Origin of the sequence: Methanobacterium sp., assembly GCF_038562635.1 — an archaeon.
Classification (GTDB): Archaea; Methanobacteriota; Methanobacteria; order Methanobacteriales; family Methanobacteriaceae; genus Methanobacterium_D.
Genome location: NZ_JBCFBO010000001.1, coordinates 144259 through 167579 on the forward strand (window position 1 = coordinate 144259; position 23321 = coordinate 167579).

Sequence of the window (23321 nt, forward strand, 5' to 3'; positions counted from 1 at the left end):
TGAAAATAAGGTTCTAAAATCTTATTGGAAGTTATTTCATAAAAAGTAAATAATTCATAATCGGGAAGTCCCGATTATGAACTATATCTGCTTGCGAGTAATCCACCAAGTACTCCAACTATTCCCATTAATAGGGAAGTGATATTAAGTCCTGATTCTTGCATACCAACGCCACTTGGATTTGTGCTACTACTTTTATTTGGTGTTGAAGCCATGAGTTCAGGTACATTACCTGTTCCATAGGCACCGTCAAATGGCACGTATCTTAGCCCTTCTGCTTTTAGTTGTGCGTTTATGTTAGATGAACAGACGCTTATATCACCTATCCTGTTTTCAGAAGTCAGGTATATAAATGGATTGAAAGTATTTGTGTTTATAATACTTATGTTATTTATTGCATTAGCAGTGCTGGTAGCTGTATTATTGTTAGAATTGTTCAGGGTATTGTTATTGGCTGAACTTTGAGTTTGGGTTTCCGCTTGTGCTTGGTCTTGAGTTTGGTTTTGAGAAGGATCCAGTACTGATGCGCCGCTACCTACTGTTATGTTTTGAGCAGCAGTACTTCCTATCCCAACACCTGCAATCACAACAAGTGACAAGAATATTATCAATATCTTGTTCATATGGTAACCTCCTATTTTTTGGTGCAGAGCGGGGTTGTGACACCCTTAACAACGCAATTGCTCTACTAATGATTAATAATATGTTTAAAGCAGTTTTTTTCTCTTGTTTTGAATTTTTAATGTAAATTGATTGCAGGTTATTTTCCGTGATGATTATATTTGGTAAGTTGTGTTATTACTTGCTTATTTGTGTGTTATTACTTGCTTATTATATCAGTAATATAATAAAAACTTTACGATTAGTATTAAATACAAAAATAATATTAATATAATATTTTAATTAGTTATTAATTAACTACTAATTTAAGTGATATTGATAAAGTCTGTTTTATAATTCTCTTTGATATAATTAAATTTAAAAAAAATTAATGTATAAAATGAAGTAGAAATAGAGCTTAATAATAGAATCTAACTGTTTTTTTAGTAGAAATAAAAAAATAATTTATATCTAAATCAGTATATTAATTCAATTATTAAATAATTGATATTCCTAAAAAAAGCGCATTTAAATATATTTAATTTTGGTTTTAAAATAATAAAAGGTATAATTAAGGAAATTAGTTCCTTAATCTACCATACAATAAACCACTACCTATCATCAATGTGGATAATACAGCAGGTAAAATAGGTAAACCAGTTTTTTGCATTGGGACTGTTTTTCCTCCGGCACCAGCGTTGTTACCAGCGTTGTTACCAGCGTTGTTACCACCACTGGATCCACAGCCATTTCCACAGTAGCCGCTGTAGTATAAGTAGTACATGATTTTCTTTTGGATGATTATGATGGTTGTTTCATCGTCTTTTCCATCTTCTTTTCCGTCATCACCATCTTCTATTTCATCGTCATCATTTATTTCAGACGTGTCATCGTCTTGTTGATCATCAGTTACATCAGATTGACCAGCATCTCCATCATCTACAGCATCTTGGCCTTGATCAGCATCCTGTACAGTTGTGTCGCCTGTACCTGAATCTGTATCTGCTGCAGCACCAAATCCCATTCCAGCACCTATAACCATTACAAATGCTAGAAGCAATACTAATGCTTTTTTCATATTCTTTTCCTCCAGTATTTTAGGCGTAGGGCAGGGTTAGTAAAACTCCGTCTATCTTTAAGATGCCCTACTTAACGATTTATCTGCTTTGAGTCCCTAATTATTTGATTCAATATCAAAAATGGGACATTAAATGCCCTTATTTTTTAGTTTTTGTTTACAAGGATCTTCTAGTTAAGGGAGAGATCAATGGATGCGTAAAACTAATTGTGGAAATTATTGATTTTTTAGATTTGATGGATTGTAACATATCTTCCCCTTTGATAGTTGTATTTCTTGCAAGTATCATGTTATTACTATTGTAGCTTATTATATTATTAATATAATAAAAACTTTACTATTTGTATTAAAAGGAAAAATAATATTACTATACCAAGCAGATCAACCAATAAAAAAATAGTAATTTAACTAATATTAAGAAAGCATTTTTTACAACCCTCTTTAGTACTAAAAAATTTAAGAAAATAAAGTTTAAAAAATAGAGTGCAATTAGAAATCTCTAAATAAATTTAATTTATTTTGCAGTAATTATAATGAAATGAACTTTATTTTGTATATTACAACGTATAAATCAATAATGACCAATATTTCATGAAAATAAACGATTTAAAAGATAAATCTATTTAATGTTTTGGATAATTAAGACTACTGGGGGAATGTAAAAATAAAAAAGAAGCTTAAATTGTAATTGTACTGTATTTAAATCAGGTGAATTGATAAAAAAAGTTTTTAGTATATATTAATAAATTTAAACCTATAAAATTAAAAAAATAAAAAAAAATAAGGATTATTTCCTTATTTTTACATATAATGAGCCACTAATTACAAGTAATGTGGATAAAAGTGCAGGTACAACTGGTAAACCAGTTTTCTGTAGTGGCAATGTTTTTCCAGGATCTTTCTGATGATTTGTGTTGGGATCTAAGTTTAGGTTATATGAATCAATAGTTATATTTCCGGCATCGTTTGAATCTTGTGCTGCAGCTGCACTAAGTCCGAGACTAACATTTATCACAACGATAAAAGCTAGAAATAAAACCAATGTTTTATTCATGAGGTTCCCTCCCTTAATTTTTTGTGCAGGGCATCATCTTGAAATGATTAATTGCCCTCAGGCTGGATAACATGTTGGAACTAATTTATTAGAAAGGAAATTTAACTGGCTTAAATTTTTATACATGTATTTTATTGTATTAAATGGATTTTGGGAGAACTTAAGTTGTTAATACCTATAAATTGTGAAATATGGATTATTTATGCTTTCCTTTTTAACAGGATTATCCATACCCATTATTTTAATACTATAATTGATTATTATATTAATAATACAATAAAAACTTTCTTATTTTTACTAAAAAAAGGAATAAAAATAGTAAAATAATTTAATTAATTTATTGAACCATAATAATCCTTATAATAAAAATAAAATTTTTATTATCTATTTTTTTAATAGTAAATAAATTAATAAACTGCTTTATGTCAAATAATGAAAAGATATAGACGAAATTCAGAATTAACATATCTAACAATTAAATATCTTTAAAAACCAATAAATTAAACTAAAAGATTTATTATGGTAAATAAAAATTTTATACTGAAAAATGTATAAAAATTAAGGAGTGGATTATTTCCTTAATTTTCTATACAGTAAACCACTGCCTACAAGTAATGTGGATAAAAGTGCAGGTACAACTGGTAAACCTGTTTTCTGCATAGGTAATTCATTGACAGATCTATTTTTATAACTATATTCTTGAATTTCACTGTATATCTGACTAGCTTTGCTACTTGAAGCAAGTTCAGTTCCTGCATTAGATGCAGTATTCACGTTTACATTGTTTATATCATTATTAACGGCTATTTGATTATTTATGTAATTAGCATTGTAACATTCATCGCCACCATCACACCCATAGTAGTCGTCATCGCAGCATTCGTCTGTATCATGGCAGTTCCACAGCGTATCATAATCTTTATCGCGGCATTTATCGAATCCTTTATCTTTCTTATTCCAGAACCCGTTGTACCAGTTATCTTTGTCATTTCCATGATAGTTGTTTCCATAATCTTGGTCAAAGTTGTTTCCATCATTTTTTCCTTGACTATTATCAGTGTCGTCCCTATTTTGATTTATATTATCACTGTTTCCATCATTTTGAGAATTATCAATATTGCTTCCATCATTGGCGGCTGTGTTAATTGTATTTCCAGAATCATTTGTATTTGAATTTAAAGTTGCGCCGAATCCAATGCTGGTACCTGCTACCACAGCTATGGTTAGAAATAAAACCAAAACTTTTTTCATTCAGTTTCCTCCTGTTATTTTTCAGCACAGAATTAACCATTAAATTCTCCAAATCATTTCATTACCCCTATTAAATTGTTTATTTAGTTAAAATAGGAGTTAAAAATATCTAATTTTTATTATGCACGTAGTGGGACATTTTGTATGATATAAAAGTCCATAGAAAATTAGATGTGGTTATGAAAAAAAATCTCAATTTTTGGTGCATAACATATTTCCAAGATTTTCTTTTTGGTAGTGGTATTCATTGTCTCCTTCAAAGTAATACTTTAATTAATTATTATATTACATATGTAATAAAAAATTTACTATTAGTAATAATATTTTAAATTATATAGATATACTAAACTAATCATCCAACAAAAAATTAGTAATTTGAACATTATTAAACAAAATTACATTAATATTTTCTTTCCAATTAAGTAAATTAAAAAAAACAAAATTATAAAATAAAATTTAGATAAAAAATATTAAATTAATTTAATTGATTTTTTGTTATTTATAAGAAAATAGGATATATTTAATATAATTAAAAGATTGTCACGTAATTATCAGATATTTTTAGAATAAAAACCATTAAAATCTTTAAATATTAGGATAAAAGTATTAAATAGGGCAGTGGGTAAATAAAATAATTAAACGTATTAGAATTTTTAATATCGAAAATGTAAAATGGTTATGATAGTTGTTTAAATAGCTAATAAAATTCATTGATGGACACTATCTTCTGTGGGAAAAAGTAAATAAATATGAAAAATCTACTTCAAATATTGATTTATTATGGTGACTAACCAAATATTTTTGACAAGTATTTATAAGAAATTTGTGGATATGTTAAATTTCAACTCAAAAATAAGCGTTTAATGAGTTGTGTTTACGGAACGAAGCTAACAAAAATCTTCGATTTTTGTGCTCCGAAATTCTACGAATTTCGAGAGTTCCGTAACCGTGAAATTCATAGAATTTTCACATGTTATTTACTATAAAATAAATGCTAATTTTGAGGAATATTTTTAATTTTTTAAATTGGGAAGTTGAGTATGTGCGGAATAGCAGGAGTAATGGGAACAGATATATCAAAAAAACTATATGATATGCTTATCTCTTTAAAACACAGAGGTCCTGATGGAACCGGCGTTTTTGTAGATGGTGTTACATCTTATGGAAATTTGGATAATTTAGAAATTTTTGAAGGATCATTTGGACTTGGACATAATTTACTTTCTATAGTTGGGTGTGAACCTGATTCACAACCCATAGCCTATGATAATTATGTTTTAGTGTGTAATGGGGAAATATACAATTTTAAAGAACTTAAAAACAAGTTTAATATAGATTTTAAAACAGATTCTGATTGTGAAATTATTATAAGTCTTATTAAAATGTTTTATGAGGGCTCACTTTATGATGCCGTAATAAAAACCATTGAACAAGTAGATGGAGATTATGCATTTGCGGTGTATGATGGTAGAAACTTTGCATCAGTGCGAGATCCTGTTGGGGTAAAACCGCTTTATTTTGGAGAAAATGATGAAAAAATTTTTGCATTTGCCTCTGAGAAGAAAGCACTTTGGAAAATAGGTATAACCAACGTAAAAACACTTCCACCAGATTCAATGTTGTATAATAAAGAACTGGTAAAAATAAACAATAAATTAAATGAAAATGTTAATATACAGAATTTAGGAAGTCAATCTAATTTATCTAAAGAGACACTAAGAAAGCAGTTAAAGGAGCTTTTGATAACATCTGTAGAAAAGAGAGTATCCGGACTTTCTGAAGTGGGTATACTTTTTTCAGGGGGCATAGATAGTACAATAATTGCCAAAATAACAGATGATCTTGGAATTAAAACGCACCTTTATAGTGTTGGCCATAAAGATTCTGCTGATCTTAAGTTTGCAAGGAAAACTGCTGAAGAAATGAATTTATCTCTTAAGACTAGTGTAATAGATGTAAAAGATGTCAGGAAATATGTGATACCTGTATTGGATGCGGTAGAAGAATTCAATATTATGAAAATTGGAGTGGGAATGCCTGCATATATTGCAGCAGAGATGGCACATGAAGATAATTTAAAAGTCATGCTTTCAGGACAGGGGGCAGATGAACTTTTTGGAGGATATAATCGTTATTTAAAGTTCTATGAGGAGAAAGGTGAAAGGGCACAGGAAGACTTGAAGAATGATATTTTAAACCTGTATCATGTAAACTTACAGAGAGATGATGCTGTCACTATGGCAAATTCAATTGAACTTAGGGTGCCTTATCTTGATCCCGATATTATAAATATTGCTATGAACATACCTATGAAATATAAAATAAACAAAGATGATACCTTGAGAAAATGTATTCTCAGGGAAGTAGGGGCTGAACTTGGAGTGCCTGAAGAAATTGTAAAGAGGCCCAAAAAAGCAGCTCAATATGGATCAGGTATCCATAAAATGCTCGTTAAGAAAGTTTTAAAGGAAGAATCCTTTAAAAATATCCAAAATAGATTTGATCAATACAGTAATTAAGTTTAATAAATGATTTATATATGATTTAGAGGGGAAAAACATGAAAATAGAAAAAGAAGCTGAAATAATATTAGAAAAATTTCGGGAAGCCCTTCAAGACATTCCTGAACTTGAAGAAACTCAATATATTGTTGATAATGTTAATCTAACGCGTCCAGATTGTGGAAAAGATAAAAACCCTGAAAAAATTCTTAGAAATGCAGAACTGGATGAAAATGGAAATATTATTGCAGAAAAAGGAAAATGGGTAAAATAAACACCGTTTATCCTTTTTAATGAGGTATGATGGAATGAGATTAAATTTGGTTTTAGAACTTTTAGATATCCCCGGACAACTTACTGATGCTTTTAAGCCTATTAGTAGGCTTGGAGCTAATATAGTCACTGTAATTCACCAGAGGGATGTTAAAACTGAAAGGGGTACAATACCTGTCCAAATTACAATTGAGGGAGATAAAGATACATTGGACAAGGTTATAGACACTCTTGAAAGTCAGAATATTCAGATAATGGAAATAGATGGTGTTTTAAGGAAAGAAAAAATAAGAACAATCTTTATTGGAAATATCGTTGAAAAAGATGTTAAGGATGCACTTGGCAGGCTTAATAACATTGAAGGTGTAAGAGTAATTGATTTTAATTTAAAAATTGGGGATGATCCAGAAAGATCCGCATCTAAGATCATCCTTGAAGCAGATTCCGGTAAAAGAAAAGAGATACTGGGAAAAATAAAAGGAATTGGAAAATCTAAAGGATTTTTAGTTATAAATGAAGTTTAGACGTTGATTCGCTGCTACTTGGGAGAGTTTGAAGGAAATCTCTCGAAAATTAAAAATTTCGGAGCACGAAAAATTTCATTTTTCGTTAGCTATGATTTCCTGAACATTTGAAAAATCTCTCAAAAATTCTACGAATTTTTGGAGCGCAAAAATCTTCGATTTTTGCAAGCTACGATTTTTCGAATGCCCAAACACTTGTGTTTGGCAGCCCCAAAAATTGAAATTTTTGGAGGTTGAAGAAAATTCCATGAATTTTCTGAACCCCAAAAATATAAAAAATATTTTTGGAGGAAATAAATGAAAATTTGTATTTTAGGTTTTGGTGCAGTTGGAAAGGGTGTAGTAAAGGCTATTTCCCTGAAAAATGATAGATTTAAAGAAAAATATGGATTAGATCTTAAGGTGGTAGCAGTTACAGATACTTCGGGAGCTGCAATCTCTAATAATGGGTTAGATCTTGATTTACTCCTTGAAACTAAAGAAAAAACTGGAAAGGTTTCTAATTATCCAGGATATGGAGTTTCTGGAATGTCAAATATGCAAGTACTTGATAAGGCTGAATATGACTGTCTTGTTGAAGTAACTCCTACTGATATCTGCAACGGTGAACCTGCTAAAACACATATTTTAAATGCATTTGAGGACAAAAGAGATGTAGTTACCTCAAATAAGGGACCTTTAGCTTTATACTTTAAAGAACTAAATGGATCTGCAATGAATAATGGAGTTCAGTTTAAATTTGAAGCTTCCGTAGGTGGGGCAATGCCAATTATAAACTTTGCCCATGAAACTCTGTCCAGCTGCGATATAGATTCTATAGTGGGAATATTAAATGGTACAACCAATTATATACTCTCAAGGATGGCTAAGGAAGGTTCATCATATGAACAGATTTTAAAAGAATCTCAAGAGCTGGGAATAGCTGAAACTAATCCTGCACAAGATGTTGAAGGTATAGATGCCGCATGTAAAACTGTAATTCTTGCAAATTCACTTTTAGGTAGAGATGTAAGTTATAAAGATGTGGAAGTAATTGGAATATCAAAAATTACTCCTGAATCTATTTCGCTTGCCAAAAATGAAGGTTATCTCATTAAATTAATTGGGGAAGTATCGGGAGATGTTCTTGAAGTTTCACCAAGACTTGTAAGGGAAGGATCTCCTTTTGCAGTAGATGGTACACTGAATGTGGCGACACTTAAAACAGATCTTGCAGAAGATGTAACTGTTGTTGGAAAAGGTGCAGGGCCCCTTGAAACTGCTTCTGCTATTTTAAGTGATATAATAAGTATTTACAAGATTAAACAATGCAACGGGTAAACCAAATATAATAACACGATATCAGTTTGGATCAATATTAACTTGGAGACTTTTTAAAAATGAAATACGTAGTTGTAATAGGAGATGGAATGGCAGATTATCCCCTTGAAGAATTAAATAATAAAACCGTTCTTCAAGCTTCTGTGATTCCCAATATGGATTTTATAGCATCTAATGGTACAAATGGATTACTTAAAACCGTTCCTGAAGGTATGCTGCCGGGGTCTGATGTTGCAAACCTTTCGATAATGGGTTATGACCCTAAAAAATATTATACTGGAAGAGGGCCGCTTGAAGCGGCAAGTATAGGTGCTGATCTTCAAAATGGGGAAGTTGCTTTTAGATGTAATTTTATAACAAGTAAAGATGGAAAATTAGCAGATTTTAATGCAAATCATATTTCTACAGAAGAAGCAAAGGAGCTTATAGGCACTTTAAATCAGGAATTTGGAGAAGTTGGGAAATTTTACCTTGGTGTAAGTTACAGGCATTTGTTTGTAATGGATAATGCTGAATTTGCTTCGTTAAAATCCACTCCTCCTCACGATGTAGTTGGAGAAGGCATTGAAGAAAACCTTCTAAAGCCTTATGATGATAAAAATGCTGAATTGTTAAATAAAGTCATGTGTGACTCAGTGAAAATACTGGAAGATCATCCTGTTAATAAAAAAAGAACTGCAAATGGTAAGTATCCTGCAAATATGATATGGTTATGGGGACAGGGAACTAAACCTAATATGGTTCCATTTGCTGACAAATATGGATTAGAAGGTGCCACAATAACTGGTGTGGACCTTATAAAAGGCCTTGGATCTTATCTTGGACTGACTAATGTTGATGTGCCGGGAGCAACTGGATATTTTGACACTGATTACACTCAAAAGGCAAATTATGCAGTAAATGCATTAAATGACCATGATTTAGTGTTTGTTCATGTTGAAGCTCCGGATGAAGCAGGCCATGCTGGTGACATCACAGAAAAGATCAAAGCTATAGAAAGTATAGATGAAAAGATCATTGGAAAACTTCTTGATGAGCTTCCAAAATTTGATAATTATGCTATTTCTATACTGCCTGATCATGCGACCCCTATATCTCTTAAAACACATACAACTGATGCAATTCCATATGCAATGTGCTCTACAAATGAAGTTAAAGATAATGTCAACCAGTATAATGAATTTTCAGCAAAAATGGGTTCTTTGGGCACCATTGAAGGGCATAAATTTATGAAAAGTTTTTTGGATATTTAAACTATAATTTTAATATCCATATTATTTGTTAAAATTAATTTTAGAGCATTCCATTAATGTTATAAATAATGCTTTATAAATCCAGATTGTAGATTATAATTTTAACTCGATATAAGATTTTTAATGATATACATCGATATTATTAGGAGATGGTTTAGCTGTCAAAATATATAGTGGTAACTGGTGGAGTTGTAAGTTCAATCGGAAAAGGAATAACTGCAGCATCAATTGGTAGGATATTAAGGTCATATGGAATTGATGTAACTGCAATAAAAATAGATCCTTATTTAAACTGGGATTCAGGAACACTTAATCCGTATCAACATGGAGAAGTGTTTGTTACAGAAGACGGTATGGAAACTGATTTAGATTTAGGGCATTATGAAAGGTTTTTAGACGTAGAACTCTCCGGTGATTCTAATATAACTACAGGTAAAGTTTATTCATCTGTTATTGATAAAGAAAGGAAAGGAGATTATCTTGGATCATGCGTACAGATAATTCCACATATAACTGACGAAATTAAGTCAATGATAAGAAAAATTTCAAACAAAAGCGATGCAGATGTAGTTTTAGTGGAAATAGGCGGAACTGTTGGAGATATAGAAAGTCAGCCGTTTTTAGAAGCTGTGAGACAGCTGCGTAATGAAGAGGGGCATGACAATGTAATGTTTGTCCATGTAACCTATGTACCTTACCTGAATGCTGCTGGTGAATTTAAAACTAAACCTACCCAGCACAGTACTAAAGAATTAAGAAGTACTGGTATTATTCCAGATATGATAATTTGCAGGTCTGAGTTATCTATTGATGCTCCCCTAAAACAAAAAATAGCTCATTTTTGTGACGTTGAAAGAAATGCTGTTATAAATTGTCCTGATGTTAGTTCAATTTATGAAGTTCCTTTAATTTTAAGTAAAGAAAATGTAGGGGAATATGTACTTAAAAGATTAAAAATGGAAACTCGACAGCCAGACCTTAAAGACTGGCAAAAAATTGTGAAGTCCTTAAAAAAAGAGGAGCCAGTAGTAAATATAGGAATTATAGGAAAGTATGTGGAGCTTGAAGATGCTTATATAAGTATTAGAGAGTCTTTAAAACATGCAGCGGCGAGTATTGGTGTTAAAGTTAATATAGACTGGATAAATGCCGGAGATTCATTTGATACCAATAAACTTGGGGGATTGGATGGACTACTTATACCTGGAGGTTTTGGTGAAAGAGGTATTTCAGGAAAACTAGAGGCAGTAAAATATTCAATAGAGCAGAAAGTCCCACTATTTGGAATTTGCCTTGGAATGCAGTGTATGGTAATTGAATTTGCAAGATTAAATGGTTTTGAAGATGCAAACAGTACTGAATTTGATCCAGAGACTAAAAATCCTGTTATTGACATCATGCCTGAACAGATAAAAGTTGAATATATGGGCGGGACAATGAGGCTTGGTTCTTATCCATGTAATGTTAAAACTGGAACACAAGCATATGAAGCATATCAAAAAAAGTCTGTGGATGAACGGCATAGGCATAGATTTGAATTCAACAATGAATACCGTGAAATATTGCAGGAAAAAGGTTTAATAATTTCAGGCGTATCTCCTAATGATTTACTTGTTGAAATGATAGAGCTTAAAGATCATCCGTGGTTTTTAGGCTGTCAGTTCCATCCAGAATTTAAATCAAGACCAAATAATGCTCATCCTATCTTTGTATCATTTATGAATGCCTCATTTGAAAATAAAAAGAATAAATCTTAGGCTATTTAATTTCAAATATCTAAATATCTCAACGGGTCAAGTGATTATCATGGTTTTCGATATACCTTTAGTCTGTACATTCATAGCAATTATAGCATGTTTGTATGCAAGTTATACAGATTTAAAATCTGGAATTATCCAGAATAAACTTACTTTCTCATTAATTGGATTAGGAATTGCATTAAATGCAGTATATGCATTTATGATTAATGATATCTGGTTTATTGTAACTGGTGTAGTATTTACAGCGGTGATCTTTGCTCTGGGCTACATTTTCTGGAAATTAGGGGCATGGGCAGGTGGAGATGTTAAATTATTTACAGCACTGGCAGCTTTACTCCCTTTTTATCCATTAACGTTAAGTTACAATATATGGGGTGCAGCTTTCCCAATTGTTTCTATCTATGGGTTCCCTATTACTCTTATAATAAATAGTTTGCTTTCTATACTTCCTTTTCTCCTAATTTACGTGTTATTTATAGCAATACGGAGGAAACCTTATCTCGTAGACGAATTATTGGCTCCAGTTAAAGAATATAAAAAGAATATTGTACTGGCGCTGGTTACAACAGCAGCAGTTTCATTGACATACCTCATACTGCCTTATTTACCCTATAAAACAATAATAGTTTCATTAGTTCTTATATTTGTTTTATCACTCGTCATTTCAAAGCTGCCGAATATAATAAAAGCAGTTATTTTATCTGTTTTTACAGCTTTTGCATTATACACAAATATAAAAGTAACTGTAATTGGTATAGTTGCTATATTCTTATCAATAACAGCTATTGGAATTATTAGAAAATTGATTACATCGGTAAATAGAAAAGCTCTCCAGGACGACTATGAAATTTCTGATTTAAAAGAAGGGATGATACCGGCTTATAATATCTATGAAAGAACAGACGAAGTTTATGTTGATGATAAAGGTTTTTTTGATAAAATAAAAGAATCTTTAAAAAATGGGGATCCTACTGCTGGAATCACTGCCCATAAAGGTAAACTTTTAATAAGTTCCATGGCAGCAGGTTTAACTGAAGATGATATAACTCTTCTTAAAAAGTTATTTGAAGAAAATAAAATAGATCCTAAAATTAAAATCAAAAGGGGAGTGCCATTTGCGCCATCAATCTTGATAGGCCTTTTAATTTCTCTATTTATTGGAGATTTAGCTGTTATACTTCAGAAAATATTATATGTAATACTATATTGATTTATAGTATCATATAATAATTAATAGAACTTATCTTAATGTATGTACACTTAATTATTTATATAAGATATAAACAACATTAACCAGAAAGAATTAAAGTAATAAGGCAATTTCTGTTTAATATTTACTTGTAACAGTAATCTATGAAGTTCATTAATTTATATAATGCATAACGCCTTATTAATAACACAAATTAGAGGAATTTCAATGAATATATTTGCCAAATTCGGTGAGTTAATCATAAGAATATTTAATTTTATTGGAATGCTAATTTTAGCAATACCCAAAATCCCTTCTATTTTGAGGGGTATTAACACTAACGATATTAAAGATAAGGTTAATTCGGGGTCTTTTAAAGAAAATTTGTCTAAAGTAAAAGATACAGGTCTTGAGATTGGTGAAAAAGGGGCTTCAAAGGTTTCTGAAATGAGAAATCCTCAAAGTTCTCAATTAAATGATGATGCTAAAGAAATTCAGATGCATGATACACCATTATCTGGAAAATTTACTTCAAAAGAAAAGGAAAGAACCGTATTTAAACTTCAACTAATTTCTATAGGTTTTTTAGTTGTATCTGTAATTTATCTATTTAATTTTCTGTCTTTCATTATTTTCTGTATTCTTGGAATTCTATTAGTTGTATACATGGTATATCTGCTGCGGTCTAAGGTTAAATTAATGTATCCTGTAGACTTTAATGCTTACCGTGACTTTTTTTTAATGTATATTGTGGCAGGCATAGTCTTAGTCGTAGTCAGCAGTAATCCAAACTTTATCATGGCGTTTTCATTCGAATTTTTCCCATATCTTACAATTCTGATTTTTGCAGCTTTATTATCTGTGGCTGTTTTTTTAATTTTCAGAATAAGGTATCATCGAAATTACACATATGGGACTGTAGTTGAAACCAGTGAAAATACAGCCTATGTGAAAGTAGAATATGATATATGTTCTAATGTGAAGCCTGATATGTACTTTGTAACTAACAGCTGTGGTGCTGGTAAGGGAGACGAAGTTAAACTTCAAATAAAAGAAAAACTATTAAGCACTGGTGGAAATAAGCCGGTTAATATAATTGAGATTATAAATTAATTATTTTTTTTATTTAATTTTAAAAAAGGGAATACTACTGACTAAACAGTAGTAAATGAAATTATAAATTACACTACTTTAATTGTGTATACATGTTTATTTGTTACAATGGTGTTGCTGGTCACATTGTACCCCTGGGAGGCTATTGAAGATAGTATGCTGCTTTTTATGATTTGATTTTGGTTAGTGGAAAGCGAACCACTGATATCTACTTGGAGTGTTATATTATTTCCATTAGTAGTTGTGGTTATATCTTTGACTGTTACAGGTTTCATGGTTCTATTTAACATAGCAAGGGTAGTTGTTGCATTATCTGCTGCAGATCTTACTGCTGATGTTATAACGTTTTGTTCGTTTGCATTTCCTGCATACCAACCAATAGCACCTACAATTACTGCCATAATAGCAAGTATAAGAACGAATTCTAATGATATTTGTCCTCGTCGATCCATTATCATGATTAACTCTTTTTCAGTATTGGAGTATATGTTTTACTATTTTAACTATTGTAATACTATTTAATTAATCTATATGTTTTTTATTTGAATACATTTACATTTTTAGGAAGTGTAATACTATTTTGGGATGAGATGGGAGTTTACAAACATATATAAATATTGTTAAGTTATATAAAATATCAATTGAAGTTTATATAATCATAATATAGGAGTGTAAGAATTTGGGATTAATATCAGGCGATTCAAGGGGTCAATTATTTTCTTTAGATATATTGTTTGCTCTTATACCTCTAGTGCTTGTTTTAGGCATGGTTGCTTCTGATATGGACAATATAACATATTTAATACAGGACACTGTTTATCGAGGTTCCACTGAAAGGGTTGCTGCAGATACCTTGAATACATTACTTGAAACATCGGGGGATCCTACAAACTGGGAACAAAATGGATCTGTGAATGTTGTAGGAATTGCAAAGTATGATTCTAATAAGGGAATACCCTTAGAAGGGACGGTATCGGCGAGTAAACTGACAGCTTTGAATGTATCTAATATGCAGAAACTTATAGGCAACGAATATGGATTCTATTTGAATATTACTACCATAGATGATAGTACTATTTTGAAAAGTATAGGTACAAATAATGTAGGTGCAAGTGGAGCTGGAATTAACAGCACTGCTTCTGATATTGTTAGAGTAGAAAAAGTAGCTAATTATGCACAACTGGATGTAGTATCTTCTTTAAAAGATGGTATTAGAGATGCTGGAGTTCCAAGGATATATACCAGCCCGCCTAATCCTTTTCCAACTAATAATTTTTATCTTACTATCTATGATTATTATGTTCTTGTTGTAAATAATGGATACGACTCTGCGACTGTAGATATCAACAGTAAAACCGTAATAAAAGGTAATAATTTCAACGGGCAGAGCACACGTCATGCTAATATAACAGAACAAATTGATGAGTCATTTTTAAAGAATATGACAACTCTACAGGATAATACAGTAACTGTAAGGACTGTAAGTAATCCAGGGGCTTCAATGGATGTTTATATAATTCAAGCTCCTAAAGGGATTCCTGAAGATCAAATTAGTTTAGACAATATTAAACCAAAACCATGTAGGGTGATACTATTTCTGTGGACCAATTAGGGACTGATTATTATGGATGATAAAGGTTTTATATTCACAGTTGACGCAGCACTAGCTTTAATAGTGGTAATAGTACTTACTGCTACTATTACAGCATATACGTTGCTTCCATATTATCAAGGTGAAGACCACCAGCATCTGGAGGCTCTAGCAGACAGTATTTTAGAAACTATGGAGCAGAGCGGACAGTTGCGTACTGATGCGGTTTATTATTCTAGTGGTGATGCAAGTCTTATTGCCAAAGCCAATGCTGATTTAAACACAACTCTTGGTACGCTTGTACCTTCAGGTGTTGCTTATAAGATTACTATGACCTCTGGAAACTCATATGTGGTTCAAAATACAACAGGTACCCGTAATTTGCTTACCAGTAATGATATTGCAACTAAAGTTAAAGTCATATCAGGGCCGCAGGAAGGATGGGTAGGAAGGGCTTATTATAAGATAGAGCAGGTTCAGTTTGAGGATCAAACGGATACTGCAGTAACTACATTATGGAATTTCCATAACTGGCTGCAGAACTTCAACCCATGGAATAACGGTCTTGATGATTATAACTACTGGGGAGGCAATAATCCTTCATATTATAGTTCACAAGTTCCCAAAAGTATTTCATTTTACATTAATGGAACATCAATAAATGGGGCTAAATTTTTAATAGGCAGTGCTTATGATCGTAGTAGTTGGTCAAATCCAAGTGCTTTCGGCGCAAAATTTATTTTAAATGGTAATGCTAACCACAATATAAGTAGTGCAGACTTTGGTAGTGCTCTATATTATACTGCATATTCCAGTGGTTATACCAATTATAGACGTTATATGTACAACTATTTGGGTAATATAACTAATTCAGAATTAAATATTGGAATGAATAACTTTTATCTCGATTTTTCAGCAAATTCGTATCAGGAATTACCCTGGTTTTCCATAATAGGTAATTATACTACAACAATGAAGGTTCCTCAGGGAGTTGTGACCGCTACCTCAAATTTCCCAGACATTGCAGGAGCGGGTACATCATCCAACTCTTTGACCTATGATTTGAATACTGGAACAGTAACAAATTCTACGGGAAGTAGTATAAGTTGGAATACTATACAGAGCAGTGATATAAATACAAATAAACCTTTCCAAATAACAGGCATACCTTATGGTACATCCACAGGGTCTGCAGTTGCTTCTGTATCTAATGTTTATTTACCTCCAAACACCCGACTTTTTGATGCGTATACTGTTATAAATCCATATGGTGGTGTTGATAGGGCTATTGTACAGGTTAAAAATTCAAAAGGTACATGGCAAACCATATTCACTTCATTTGGTTCTTATACCGAACGTGATGATGGAGGTTACGGTAACATTCCTGGGATATTAAACATAGCACCTTATCTTACCTCAGGCAATAACCAGGTTAGAGTTATCATATGGGACGATGCGCCAAGCAGTGATAATGATTTAGTTGGACTAACCAGCTGTTATTCTATAATTAAATACAGTCAGCTGCCGATCAGGTGGGATACTTACCCATTTGACAGCAAACAGTATGATGATACTACTGCAACTCAAACTAAAACCTTTAAAATAGATTCCGATGCTCAGGAAGCCATATTATTTATAGGTACGGGATTAGATACTAAAAATATAACAGTTACAATTAAAAACAGTACTGGAGCAAGTTCAACACTTTATAGCAGTGGGCCTGTTCCATTTTCACTGGATCTGGGAGATCTTGATGCAGCGAAAACAACCCATTTACTTACAACCATAAATCCAAATGGTACTTATCAACTGAAACCTGGAAATTACACTATAAGCCTAAGTATAACTCCTGGAGCATCATATGAATCTGGTGATTATGGAGGGTCATCTAGACCTAATGGCGCTATTTCGTATAATGCTATTGCAAACCCTGAAATTTTTTCGGGTACAAGAGTAAGCGTTGTTTACCCCAAATTCCTGTCAAGTATATGGGTGGATTCATTTGCATCAAACCCAACTGATGCAAAGACCATTGCAGCTAATAATTTAACTGATACCCTGCGATCATATGGATATACTGTAGATACCAGCCAGATAAAGACTGAGGCTATCTACACGGGGGATGTACCAAATTCCATACCTGTACGATTGGAGTTGTGGAAACAATAAGAGATGATAAAATGGACGATAAAGGATACGCATTCACACCGTTAGCGCTTTTATTAATGATGCCTGTGGTCATACTGGCTATTTCATACAGTGGTATTGTAAATGAAGTTAACCTTCTCTCTGCAATAGTTATAGGTGGGGATGTCACTGCCACTGTAGCAAGTGATGTTGTAAATGCTATACAACAGGATACAGCAGATGCAGGTAGAAGGTCTGCTTTTATGGCAGTTCAGTCAGTAATAAATAGTACTAATGTACTGGCCGATAATCAACCATTTTTTAGTACTACTGGGAATACAAGCAGGGCTTATATTACAGATACTACTGCAGAAACGATAAATATTAATATTACTAATACTTGTAGAGATCTGGAGAGGCAGACAGGCAGGATTATATACATAGATGGTAGCTATGTTAACCCTAATAATAATGATTCTGCTCCTATATTTCAAGGAAGTGATTTAAGTATTTCACAGGATGATCCCTATGGATTTACAATTTCTATACCCAGTATAGCTATAACAGTTGTGCAAAATTCATCCTCTGCAGGTCAAAATGTGACGTTTAACACACCTGTTCAAACTGCTTATATTTCTATTGAAGGTCTGGAAGATCCATATGTATGGGTAAATGCTAAAGAGAGAACCAGTTCTGTTTTCTATAAATATCCTTATTATAATACTTATATGGGTAATTTAGAATATCACTTCGCTGATAATGTATCTGCAGGCAAATTAGATAATTTATATGAGTGTCTTATGGGGGCCAATACAGAAATGGGGTATCGTCCTTATTATTTCCCTGATTCACATGGGCTGACATTTTTTGACAGATTAGAGGGCAGAACATATGATAAATCTGCCGGCCCAGATAGTGCTAAAATGAGTACATTTATTCTGTATGATCCTTTACAGGAAGATCATGGTAACAATCCAACATCCATGTTAGATCATGAATATTTTGCAAGTGTAACTGGTTATACCATAACAACGAAACATGGCTCAACTACCACTACTGTTATGGGACCTGATGGTAAAAATTTCCTTATTTCCACTGCTTATCGTGGATATCTTAATCTTTCCACTAGTTATAGTTATTAGGTGAAAAAATGAGCTTAGACAGTAGAGGACAAGCAAGTGCTGAATTGATACTTGCAACGGTAATATTTATGGTCATTGCTTTAAGTTTAATTCAATTAACAAGCTCTGAAATGGATAAAACAGACAGCGGAAACCTTGGTCAGGTTAGGATGATAGGTGAATCTGTAGCTGAAACAATCAACACTGTTTATATAAATGGCCCCGGATATTCTGCCAATTTAACCCTTCCAAGTTCTCCAGCTAATTATACAGTTTATGTATACAGCAATGGAAATTTAAGTATGTCCTATCACAATAACAATATAACCATTAAACTGGTACCAACCCGTATTCAATCTTTTAGTATGACTAATAATGGTACACCTCATCAAGTTAAAAACAATAATGGAACTATACAATTTACATAATATCTAAATAAAAATTCAGTCAATTATTATCGGTGATTTCTATGGATCTAGAACCTGGATGGGAAAAAAAAGCTTTAATTGTATTAGGTATAATTTTTGTTATTATTGCAGTTTATGCATTTAATCCGTTTCACAGTAATTCGGATGTAGAGTATCAAAATGGATCTGCAGATGATGGAGTTGTAACACCTGCAGCTCCTGTTGTGACTGCTAATAATTCTACAGCAAACAATACTACAGCTAATGTAACAAATAACAGCACATTTCAGATATCTGCAGATGTAGCTAAGAATATAGCTGCAGGAGCTAATCCTGGATATACCGCAGGGCAACCAACTCAAAGCAATGTTACTATAAATAACACTGTAATGGCTGTGTGGGTTGTTCCTTTAACACAGGGCTCCACATCAAAGAAGGTTTATGTTGATTTATCCACGGGGACAGTAGTTGGAAGTGCATAACCTGAATATAGATATAAATTTACTTTTCAATTATTTTTCCATTTATTTATTAAAAGTATTATAATGGCTAAAATGAATTTTGTTATTTTAACTGTTTTTGAAAATAAATTAGAGGCTTAATTCATTTATTCCCTATGGTTAGTACAAAGTTAAATAATTAAAAAATTTTATAAGTGTATATTGATAAAATATAATAAATTATTATTTGAGATTTCTCAGGCATAAAAATATTTGTTCTCATTTAGAAAATAAAAGTGCAGTAGCAAAAAAGATATATGTTGATTTATCAAAGGAGTAATAGTTGTAAAGTGAAACTTAGTGTAATACAGAGATTGAATAGTCGTGGGACGTAATCATGGAAACTATCGCAGTTATATTAATGGTTATATTATTTTTAGTACTAATGGTATTTGTATTTTCAACCGCTCTTTTAACGCCAATTATAGGCAAAAAAAATCTGATATTTGTAGTATTAATGGGTTTTATAGTAGGTATCATCGGTGGGGCATTTTTTATATCTCCAGTAATGGATGATATTCCAAATATTGCTTCTGCATTTTACCAGAGTACGTCTACAGATTTAGATACTATATATTTAGATATTCCAGATAGTGTAGACGTTGATCAGTTTATAAATACTGCAAAAAATATAGATGGAGTTAAAAACGTTAACGTAACCGGAATAACGATCAAAACATCTGGTTTCTCTGATTATTGGAAAAACACACTTCCAAATCGTATACCTGCTTCAAATACCAATATAACATCGGTACAAATTCAGGGAAATGATACTTTAAACATCCAGATTCAAAACGGAAGCAATCCAAAAGATACAATTAAAAGTTTAGACGACTGGCTGATGCTAATAGCTGGAATAAGTTCATCATACAGTGCTGTGCATGTAACTGTTCAGACTGACCCTGCTAAAACGGATCAGGTTAGAGATCAACTGTCACAAACTGTAGTGGTAACAAGTATAGAGGGCCCTACACAGGATAAAATCAATTCTTTAAAGGCAATACTTCCAAATCAATCCAATGTAGTCATTTTATGCGGATTTATTGGAATGTTTGTTGGCTTAGCAGGGGTATTTATAGATAGTATTCTTGGTATTTTTGAAAATATTAAGGGAAGAGTAGTTAAAAAATGAGGAGTGAATATGAAAGCAGCAGTTCTTTTTTCAGGGGGTAAAGACAGTACAATGGCAGCATACAGTGCCCTTAAGGAGGGACATGAGGTAGAGTATCTTGTCTCTGTATTTTCTGATAATCCTGCATCGTACATGTTCCATGTTGCAAATATACATATTACAGAACTTTCAGCTGAAGCAATGGGAATAAAGCTCATTAAAAAGGTTACAAAGGGCATTAAAGAAGAGGAATTAGAAGATCTTAAAAATATTTTAATTGAATTGAAAGATAAAGGAATTGAAGCTATTTATTCAGGTGCTCTTTTTTCTGTATATCAAAAGTCAAGAATAGATGCACTCTGTGAAGAGTTAGGGCTTGAATCATGCGCGCCACTATGGCATAGAGATCCTACAGAGTACATGGAAGAGATCCTCGACCTTGGATTTGAGGTTATAATAACAAGTGTAGCTGCTGAAGGCTTTGATGAATCATGGCTTGGTAGAAAAGTTGATAAAGACTCTCTCCTTGAGATTATTGAACTAAATAAAAAATATAAAATACACATTGGCTTTGAAGGCGGTGAAGCTGAAACTCTTGTTTTAGACGGTCCTATCTTTAATAAAAAAATTAAAGTGATGGAATCAGAAAATATTTGGGAAGGAGACAGCGGTTACTTTTTAATAAAAAAAGCAGAGTTAGAGGATAAATAAATTAATGAGTTCTATTAATTTTTAAATATATTGATTTTTAATTTAAAAATAGATTTTCTAAATTTATTTTTATTCGACGCAGCGAAAAATCGAAGCCTGTAAATCTGAAAGATTTGATAACATTCAAAAATTGTAAATGTTCGATGGCTTTTTTCTCTGAAAAAAGCATGTGGATCTTAAAAAATAGAAGATTTTTTGGGCGTAGAAAAATGCTTTGCATGCAAACACAAAGTGTTTGTTGTTACAAAATCGTAGATTTTGTAAACATTTTTCTCCAGCTTTGATTCACGGCATTCGAAATTTATAATTTTGATGTTTGCGAAACTTCGTTTTGCATGTTGAATGAAATCTTTGATATCCTGAACCCCAAATTGAAGAGTTGCAGGGTTGAAAGGCAGCGGCTATTTTTTAATTAAAGAAGCTGAATTAGAAGAAAAATAAATTTTTGTATTTAAAAATGTAAATATCCCTATTTTAAAGTTAATATTGTTTATATCTATTTTTAGACACTTTTAATTTCTGGAGCGATCCAGTCTATAAATCTTTGAACATCATCAGTTTCAATTTCAACGTCAATTTCTCCCAGTGGAGATAGATCATCTTCTACAAAATTTGGAACCCCAACGAATGCTGCCTGTTTACTTAATTTGAAATGAATTTTATTTGCACTAATTCCTTTTAACATCATTTTCCTGGCAACACTTCTGATTTTCCTTTCCCTGAGTTCCTTACGTAAATTTGTAATTGATTCTTCTTCACCAGATACAAGGATATAATTTTCTCCTATTTCCATATCATCATAATCAAACATGTTTTTTAAAGTTTTGGTGACTTTGTCAATATCTTCTGTGGGATTCAATTCAGTCTTAGCATATATCTTACAGTTCATTTTTATAAACTCCTGCTGGCGTGAATTAATTTTTAGATTTTTTAGTCTTAACACTCAAAAACCTACGGCTTTTGCATGTAAAAAACACAAGCAAAATCCTCAAAAAATTCATAGAATTTTTTGGGAGCCCTCGAAAACTCAGTTTTCGGGGCCGGGGAAACTTAGTTTCCTCCGGTTAGAAAATACATAGTATTTTATAAAAATTGTAAATTTTTGCTTAATGTTTTTTTAACCTCGAAAATCTTCGATTTTCGGTGTAAAAATCACGATTAAAAATCAAAGCTTTCGAAAATCTATGATTTTCGAGCTCCAAAAATTCATAGAATTTTTGAGAGATTTTTAATCAGTGTTTTTTAACCTCATTTTTTAATATGCTGCGTATTGAATTTTTAAACTTCCAGACTGGCCCTTCATTTACTATCATATAATCTGATGTGGCTATAACATTACCTATTCCAAATTTAAGTTCTCTATCGTCCCTTTTTTTGAATTCTGCCACATTACTGGAATCATCTTCTCTTTTTCTTCTTTTTAACCTGTTAAAACGTGTTTTAGGGCTGGAATGAATAGCAATAATTTTAAATGTTTTAAAATTTTTCTTAAATATTTTTACTTCATACGGGCTTCTTATACCTTCAATTATAAATTTTAATTCACATTCTGCAGTTTCATCTTTTGAATGCTCTTTAATCAGTTCTACACATCTTTCTGCAACTACATAGTCACCATACTCTTCACGTAGTTTAACTGCAGTTTCCCCAATCTCAGCGTTTCTTTTTACTGCTTCATCTCTTATAACATCGCCCATTCGTATTATATTGACATTCATACTCTTTGCAACTCTTGCTACGATGCTCTTACCTGATCCTGGTAGTCCTGTTACTCCTATTACCTGCATGATCTCACTCTTTAATGATTTCAGTGATAAGTCCATTGTTTTGAAATTTC

At 32.0% G+C, this 23321-nt stretch carries 22 protein-coding genes; 15 read left to right on the forward strand and 7 right to left on the reverse strand.

The genetic code is table 11. From position 1 onward, the window contains the following. Window positions 1-74: 74 nt before the first annotated feature. The 4 genes from AAGU07_RS00695 to AAGU07_RS00710 all read right to left on the reverse strand — a co-directional run bounded on the left by AAGU07_RS00695 (window position 75) and on the right by AAGU07_RS00710 (window position 3983). Window positions 75-623, reverse strand: a complete 549-nt coding sequence (locus AAGU07_RS00695; protein WP_342457297.1) for a hypothetical protein — start codon at window positions 621-623, stop codon at window positions 75-77. Between the two features lie 557 nt (window positions 624-1180). Then, window positions 1181-1678 carry a hypothetical protein gene (locus tag AAGU07_RS00700; protein ID WP_342457298.1) on the reverse strand — a complete coding sequence of 166 codons (498 nt, stop codon included), beginning with the start codon at window positions 1676-1678 and terminating at the stop codon, window positions 1181-1183. A 787-nt stretch (window positions 1679-2465) separates the two neighbouring features. Further along, on the reverse strand, window positions 2466-2732 hold the full coding sequence (locus AAGU07_RS00705) for a hypothetical protein (RefSeq protein ID WP_342457299.1): 267 nt from the start codon (window positions 2730-2732) through the stop codon (window positions 2466-2468). Between the two features lie 570 nt (window positions 2733-3302). Further along, window positions 3303-3983 carry a hypothetical protein gene (locus AAGU07_RS00710; protein WP_342457300.1) on the reverse strand — a complete coding sequence of 227 codons (681 nt, stop codon included), beginning with the start codon at window positions 3981-3983 and terminating at the stop codon, window positions 3303-3305. Window positions 3984-5023: 1040 nt separating this feature from the next. Between AAGU07_RS00710 and asnB the strand changes: the two genes are divergently transcribed. The 8 genes from asnB to AAGU07_RS00750 all read left to right on the forward strand — a co-directional run bounded on the left by asnB (window position 5024) and on the right by AAGU07_RS00750 (window position 13916). Then, window positions 5024-6502: an asparagine synthase (glutamine-hydrolyzing) gene (asnB, locus tag AAGU07_RS00715; protein ID WP_342457301.1), complete on the forward strand. Its 1479-nt coding sequence runs from the start codon at window positions 5024-5026 to the stop codon at window positions 6500-6502. A gap of 40 nt (window positions 6503-6542) precedes the next feature. Next, on the forward strand, window positions 6543-6758 hold the full coding sequence (gene gatC / locus AAGU07_RS00720; RefSeq protein WP_342457302.1) for an Asp-tRNA(Asn) amidotransferase subunit GatC: 216 nt from the start codon (window positions 6543-6545) through the stop codon (window positions 6756-6758). Between the two features lie 34 nt (window positions 6759-6792). Then, window positions 6793-7281, forward strand: coding sequence for an amino acid-binding protein (locus AAGU07_RS00725; RefSeq protein ID WP_342457303.1), 489 nt, complete (start codon window positions 6793-6795; stop codon window positions 7279-7281). 297 nt (window positions 7282-7578) lie between these two features. Next, entirely contained in the window at window positions 7579-8601 is a 1023-nt protein-coding gene (locus tag AAGU07_RS00730; protein WP_342457304.1) for a homoserine dehydrogenase, read from the forward strand. 59 nt (window positions 8602-8660) lie between these two features. Beyond that, on the forward strand, window positions 8661-9854 hold the full coding sequence (locus tag AAGU07_RS00735) for a cofactor-independent phosphoglycerate mutase (protein ID WP_342457305.1): 1194 nt from the start codon (window positions 8661-8663) through the stop codon (window positions 9852-9854). Between the two features lie 158 nt (window positions 9855-10012). Continuing rightward, window positions 10013-11611: a CTP synthase (glutamine hydrolyzing) gene (gene pyrG, locus AAGU07_RS00740; RefSeq protein ID WP_342459327.1), complete on the forward strand. Its 1599-nt coding sequence runs from the start codon at window positions 10013-10015 to the stop codon at window positions 11609-11611. 49 nt (window positions 11612-11660) lie between these two features. Further along, window positions 11661-12824 carry an A24 family peptidase C-terminal domain-containing protein gene (locus AAGU07_RS00745; RefSeq protein WP_342457306.1) on the forward strand — a complete coding sequence of 388 codons (1164 nt, stop codon included), beginning with the start codon at window positions 11661-11663 and terminating at the stop codon, window positions 12822-12824. A gap of 207 nt (window positions 12825-13031) precedes the next feature. After that, entirely contained in the window at window positions 13032-13916 is an 885-nt protein-coding gene (locus AAGU07_RS00750) for a DUF2101 family protein (protein WP_342457307.1), read from the forward strand. A gap of 68 nt (window positions 13917-13984) precedes the next feature. Here the strand turns inward: AAGU07_RS00750 and AAGU07_RS00755 are convergent, their stop codons facing one another. Then, window positions 13985-14374 (reverse strand): class III signal peptide-containing protein, encoded by a 390-nt coding sequence (locus tag AAGU07_RS00755; protein WP_342457308.1) that lies wholly within the window; start codon window positions 14372-14374, stop codon window positions 13985-13987. A gap of 221 nt (window positions 14375-14595) precedes the next feature. Here AAGU07_RS00755 and AAGU07_RS00760 point away from each other — a divergent pair, with 221 nt between their 5' ends. The 7 genes from AAGU07_RS00760 (at window position 14596) to AAGU07_RS00790 (ending at window position 21484) form a co-directional block, all read left to right on the forward strand. Next, the gene (locus tag AAGU07_RS00760; protein WP_342457309.1) at window positions 14596-15528 is read left to right on the forward strand and encodes a hypothetical protein; all 933 of its coding nucleotides are present in this window, start codon (window positions 14596-14598) and stop codon (window positions 15526-15528) included. Window positions 15529-15540: 12 nt separating this feature from the next. After that, window positions 15541-17676, forward strand: coding sequence for a hypothetical protein (locus tag AAGU07_RS00765; RefSeq protein ID WP_342457310.1), 2136 nt, complete (start codon window positions 15541-15543; stop codon window positions 17674-17676). Further along, on the forward strand, window positions 17664-18776 hold the full coding sequence (locus tag AAGU07_RS00770) for a hypothetical protein (protein ID WP_342457311.1): 1113 nt from the start codon (window positions 17664-17666) through the stop codon (window positions 18774-18776). The genes AAGU07_RS00765 and AAGU07_RS00770 overlap by 13 nt, the downstream gene beginning before the upstream one ends. A gap of 8 nt (window positions 18777-18784) precedes the next feature. Then, window positions 18785-19183, forward strand: a complete 399-nt coding sequence (locus AAGU07_RS00775; protein WP_342457312.1) for a hypothetical protein — start codon at window positions 18785-18787, stop codon at window positions 19181-19183. A 41-nt stretch (window positions 19184-19224) separates the two neighbouring features. Continuing rightward, window positions 19225-19644 carry a peptidase gene (locus AAGU07_RS00780; protein WP_342457313.1) on the forward strand — a complete coding sequence of 140 codons (420 nt, stop codon included), beginning with the start codon at window positions 19225-19227 and terminating at the stop codon, window positions 19642-19644. A 355-nt stretch (window positions 19645-19999) separates the two neighbouring features. Beyond that, the gene (locus AAGU07_RS00785; RefSeq protein WP_342457314.1) at window positions 20000-20794 is read left to right on the forward strand and encodes a hypothetical protein; all 795 of its coding nucleotides are present in this window, start codon (window positions 20000-20002) and stop codon (window positions 20792-20794) included. A 9-nt stretch (window positions 20795-20803) separates the two neighbouring features. Beyond that, window positions 20804-21484, forward strand: coding sequence for a TIGR00289 family protein (locus AAGU07_RS00790; RefSeq protein WP_342457315.1), 681 nt, complete (start codon window positions 20804-20806; stop codon window positions 21482-21484). 502 nt (window positions 21485-21986) lie between these two features. Here the strand turns inward: AAGU07_RS00790 and AAGU07_RS00795 are convergent. Both AAGU07_RS00795 and AAGU07_RS00800 read right to left on the reverse strand, forming a co-directional pair. Beyond that, complete coding sequence (locus AAGU07_RS00795) at window positions 21987-22373, reverse strand: RNA-binding domain-containing protein (RefSeq protein WP_342457316.1); 387 nt, start codon at window positions 22371-22373, stop codon at window positions 21987-21989. 343 nt (window positions 22374-22716) lie between these two features. Then, window positions 22717-23271, reverse strand: coding sequence for a nucleoside monophosphate kinase (locus AAGU07_RS00800; RefSeq protein WP_342457317.1), 555 nt, complete (start codon window positions 23269-23271; stop codon window positions 22717-22719). Between the last annotated feature and the right edge of the window lie 50 nt (window positions 23272-23321).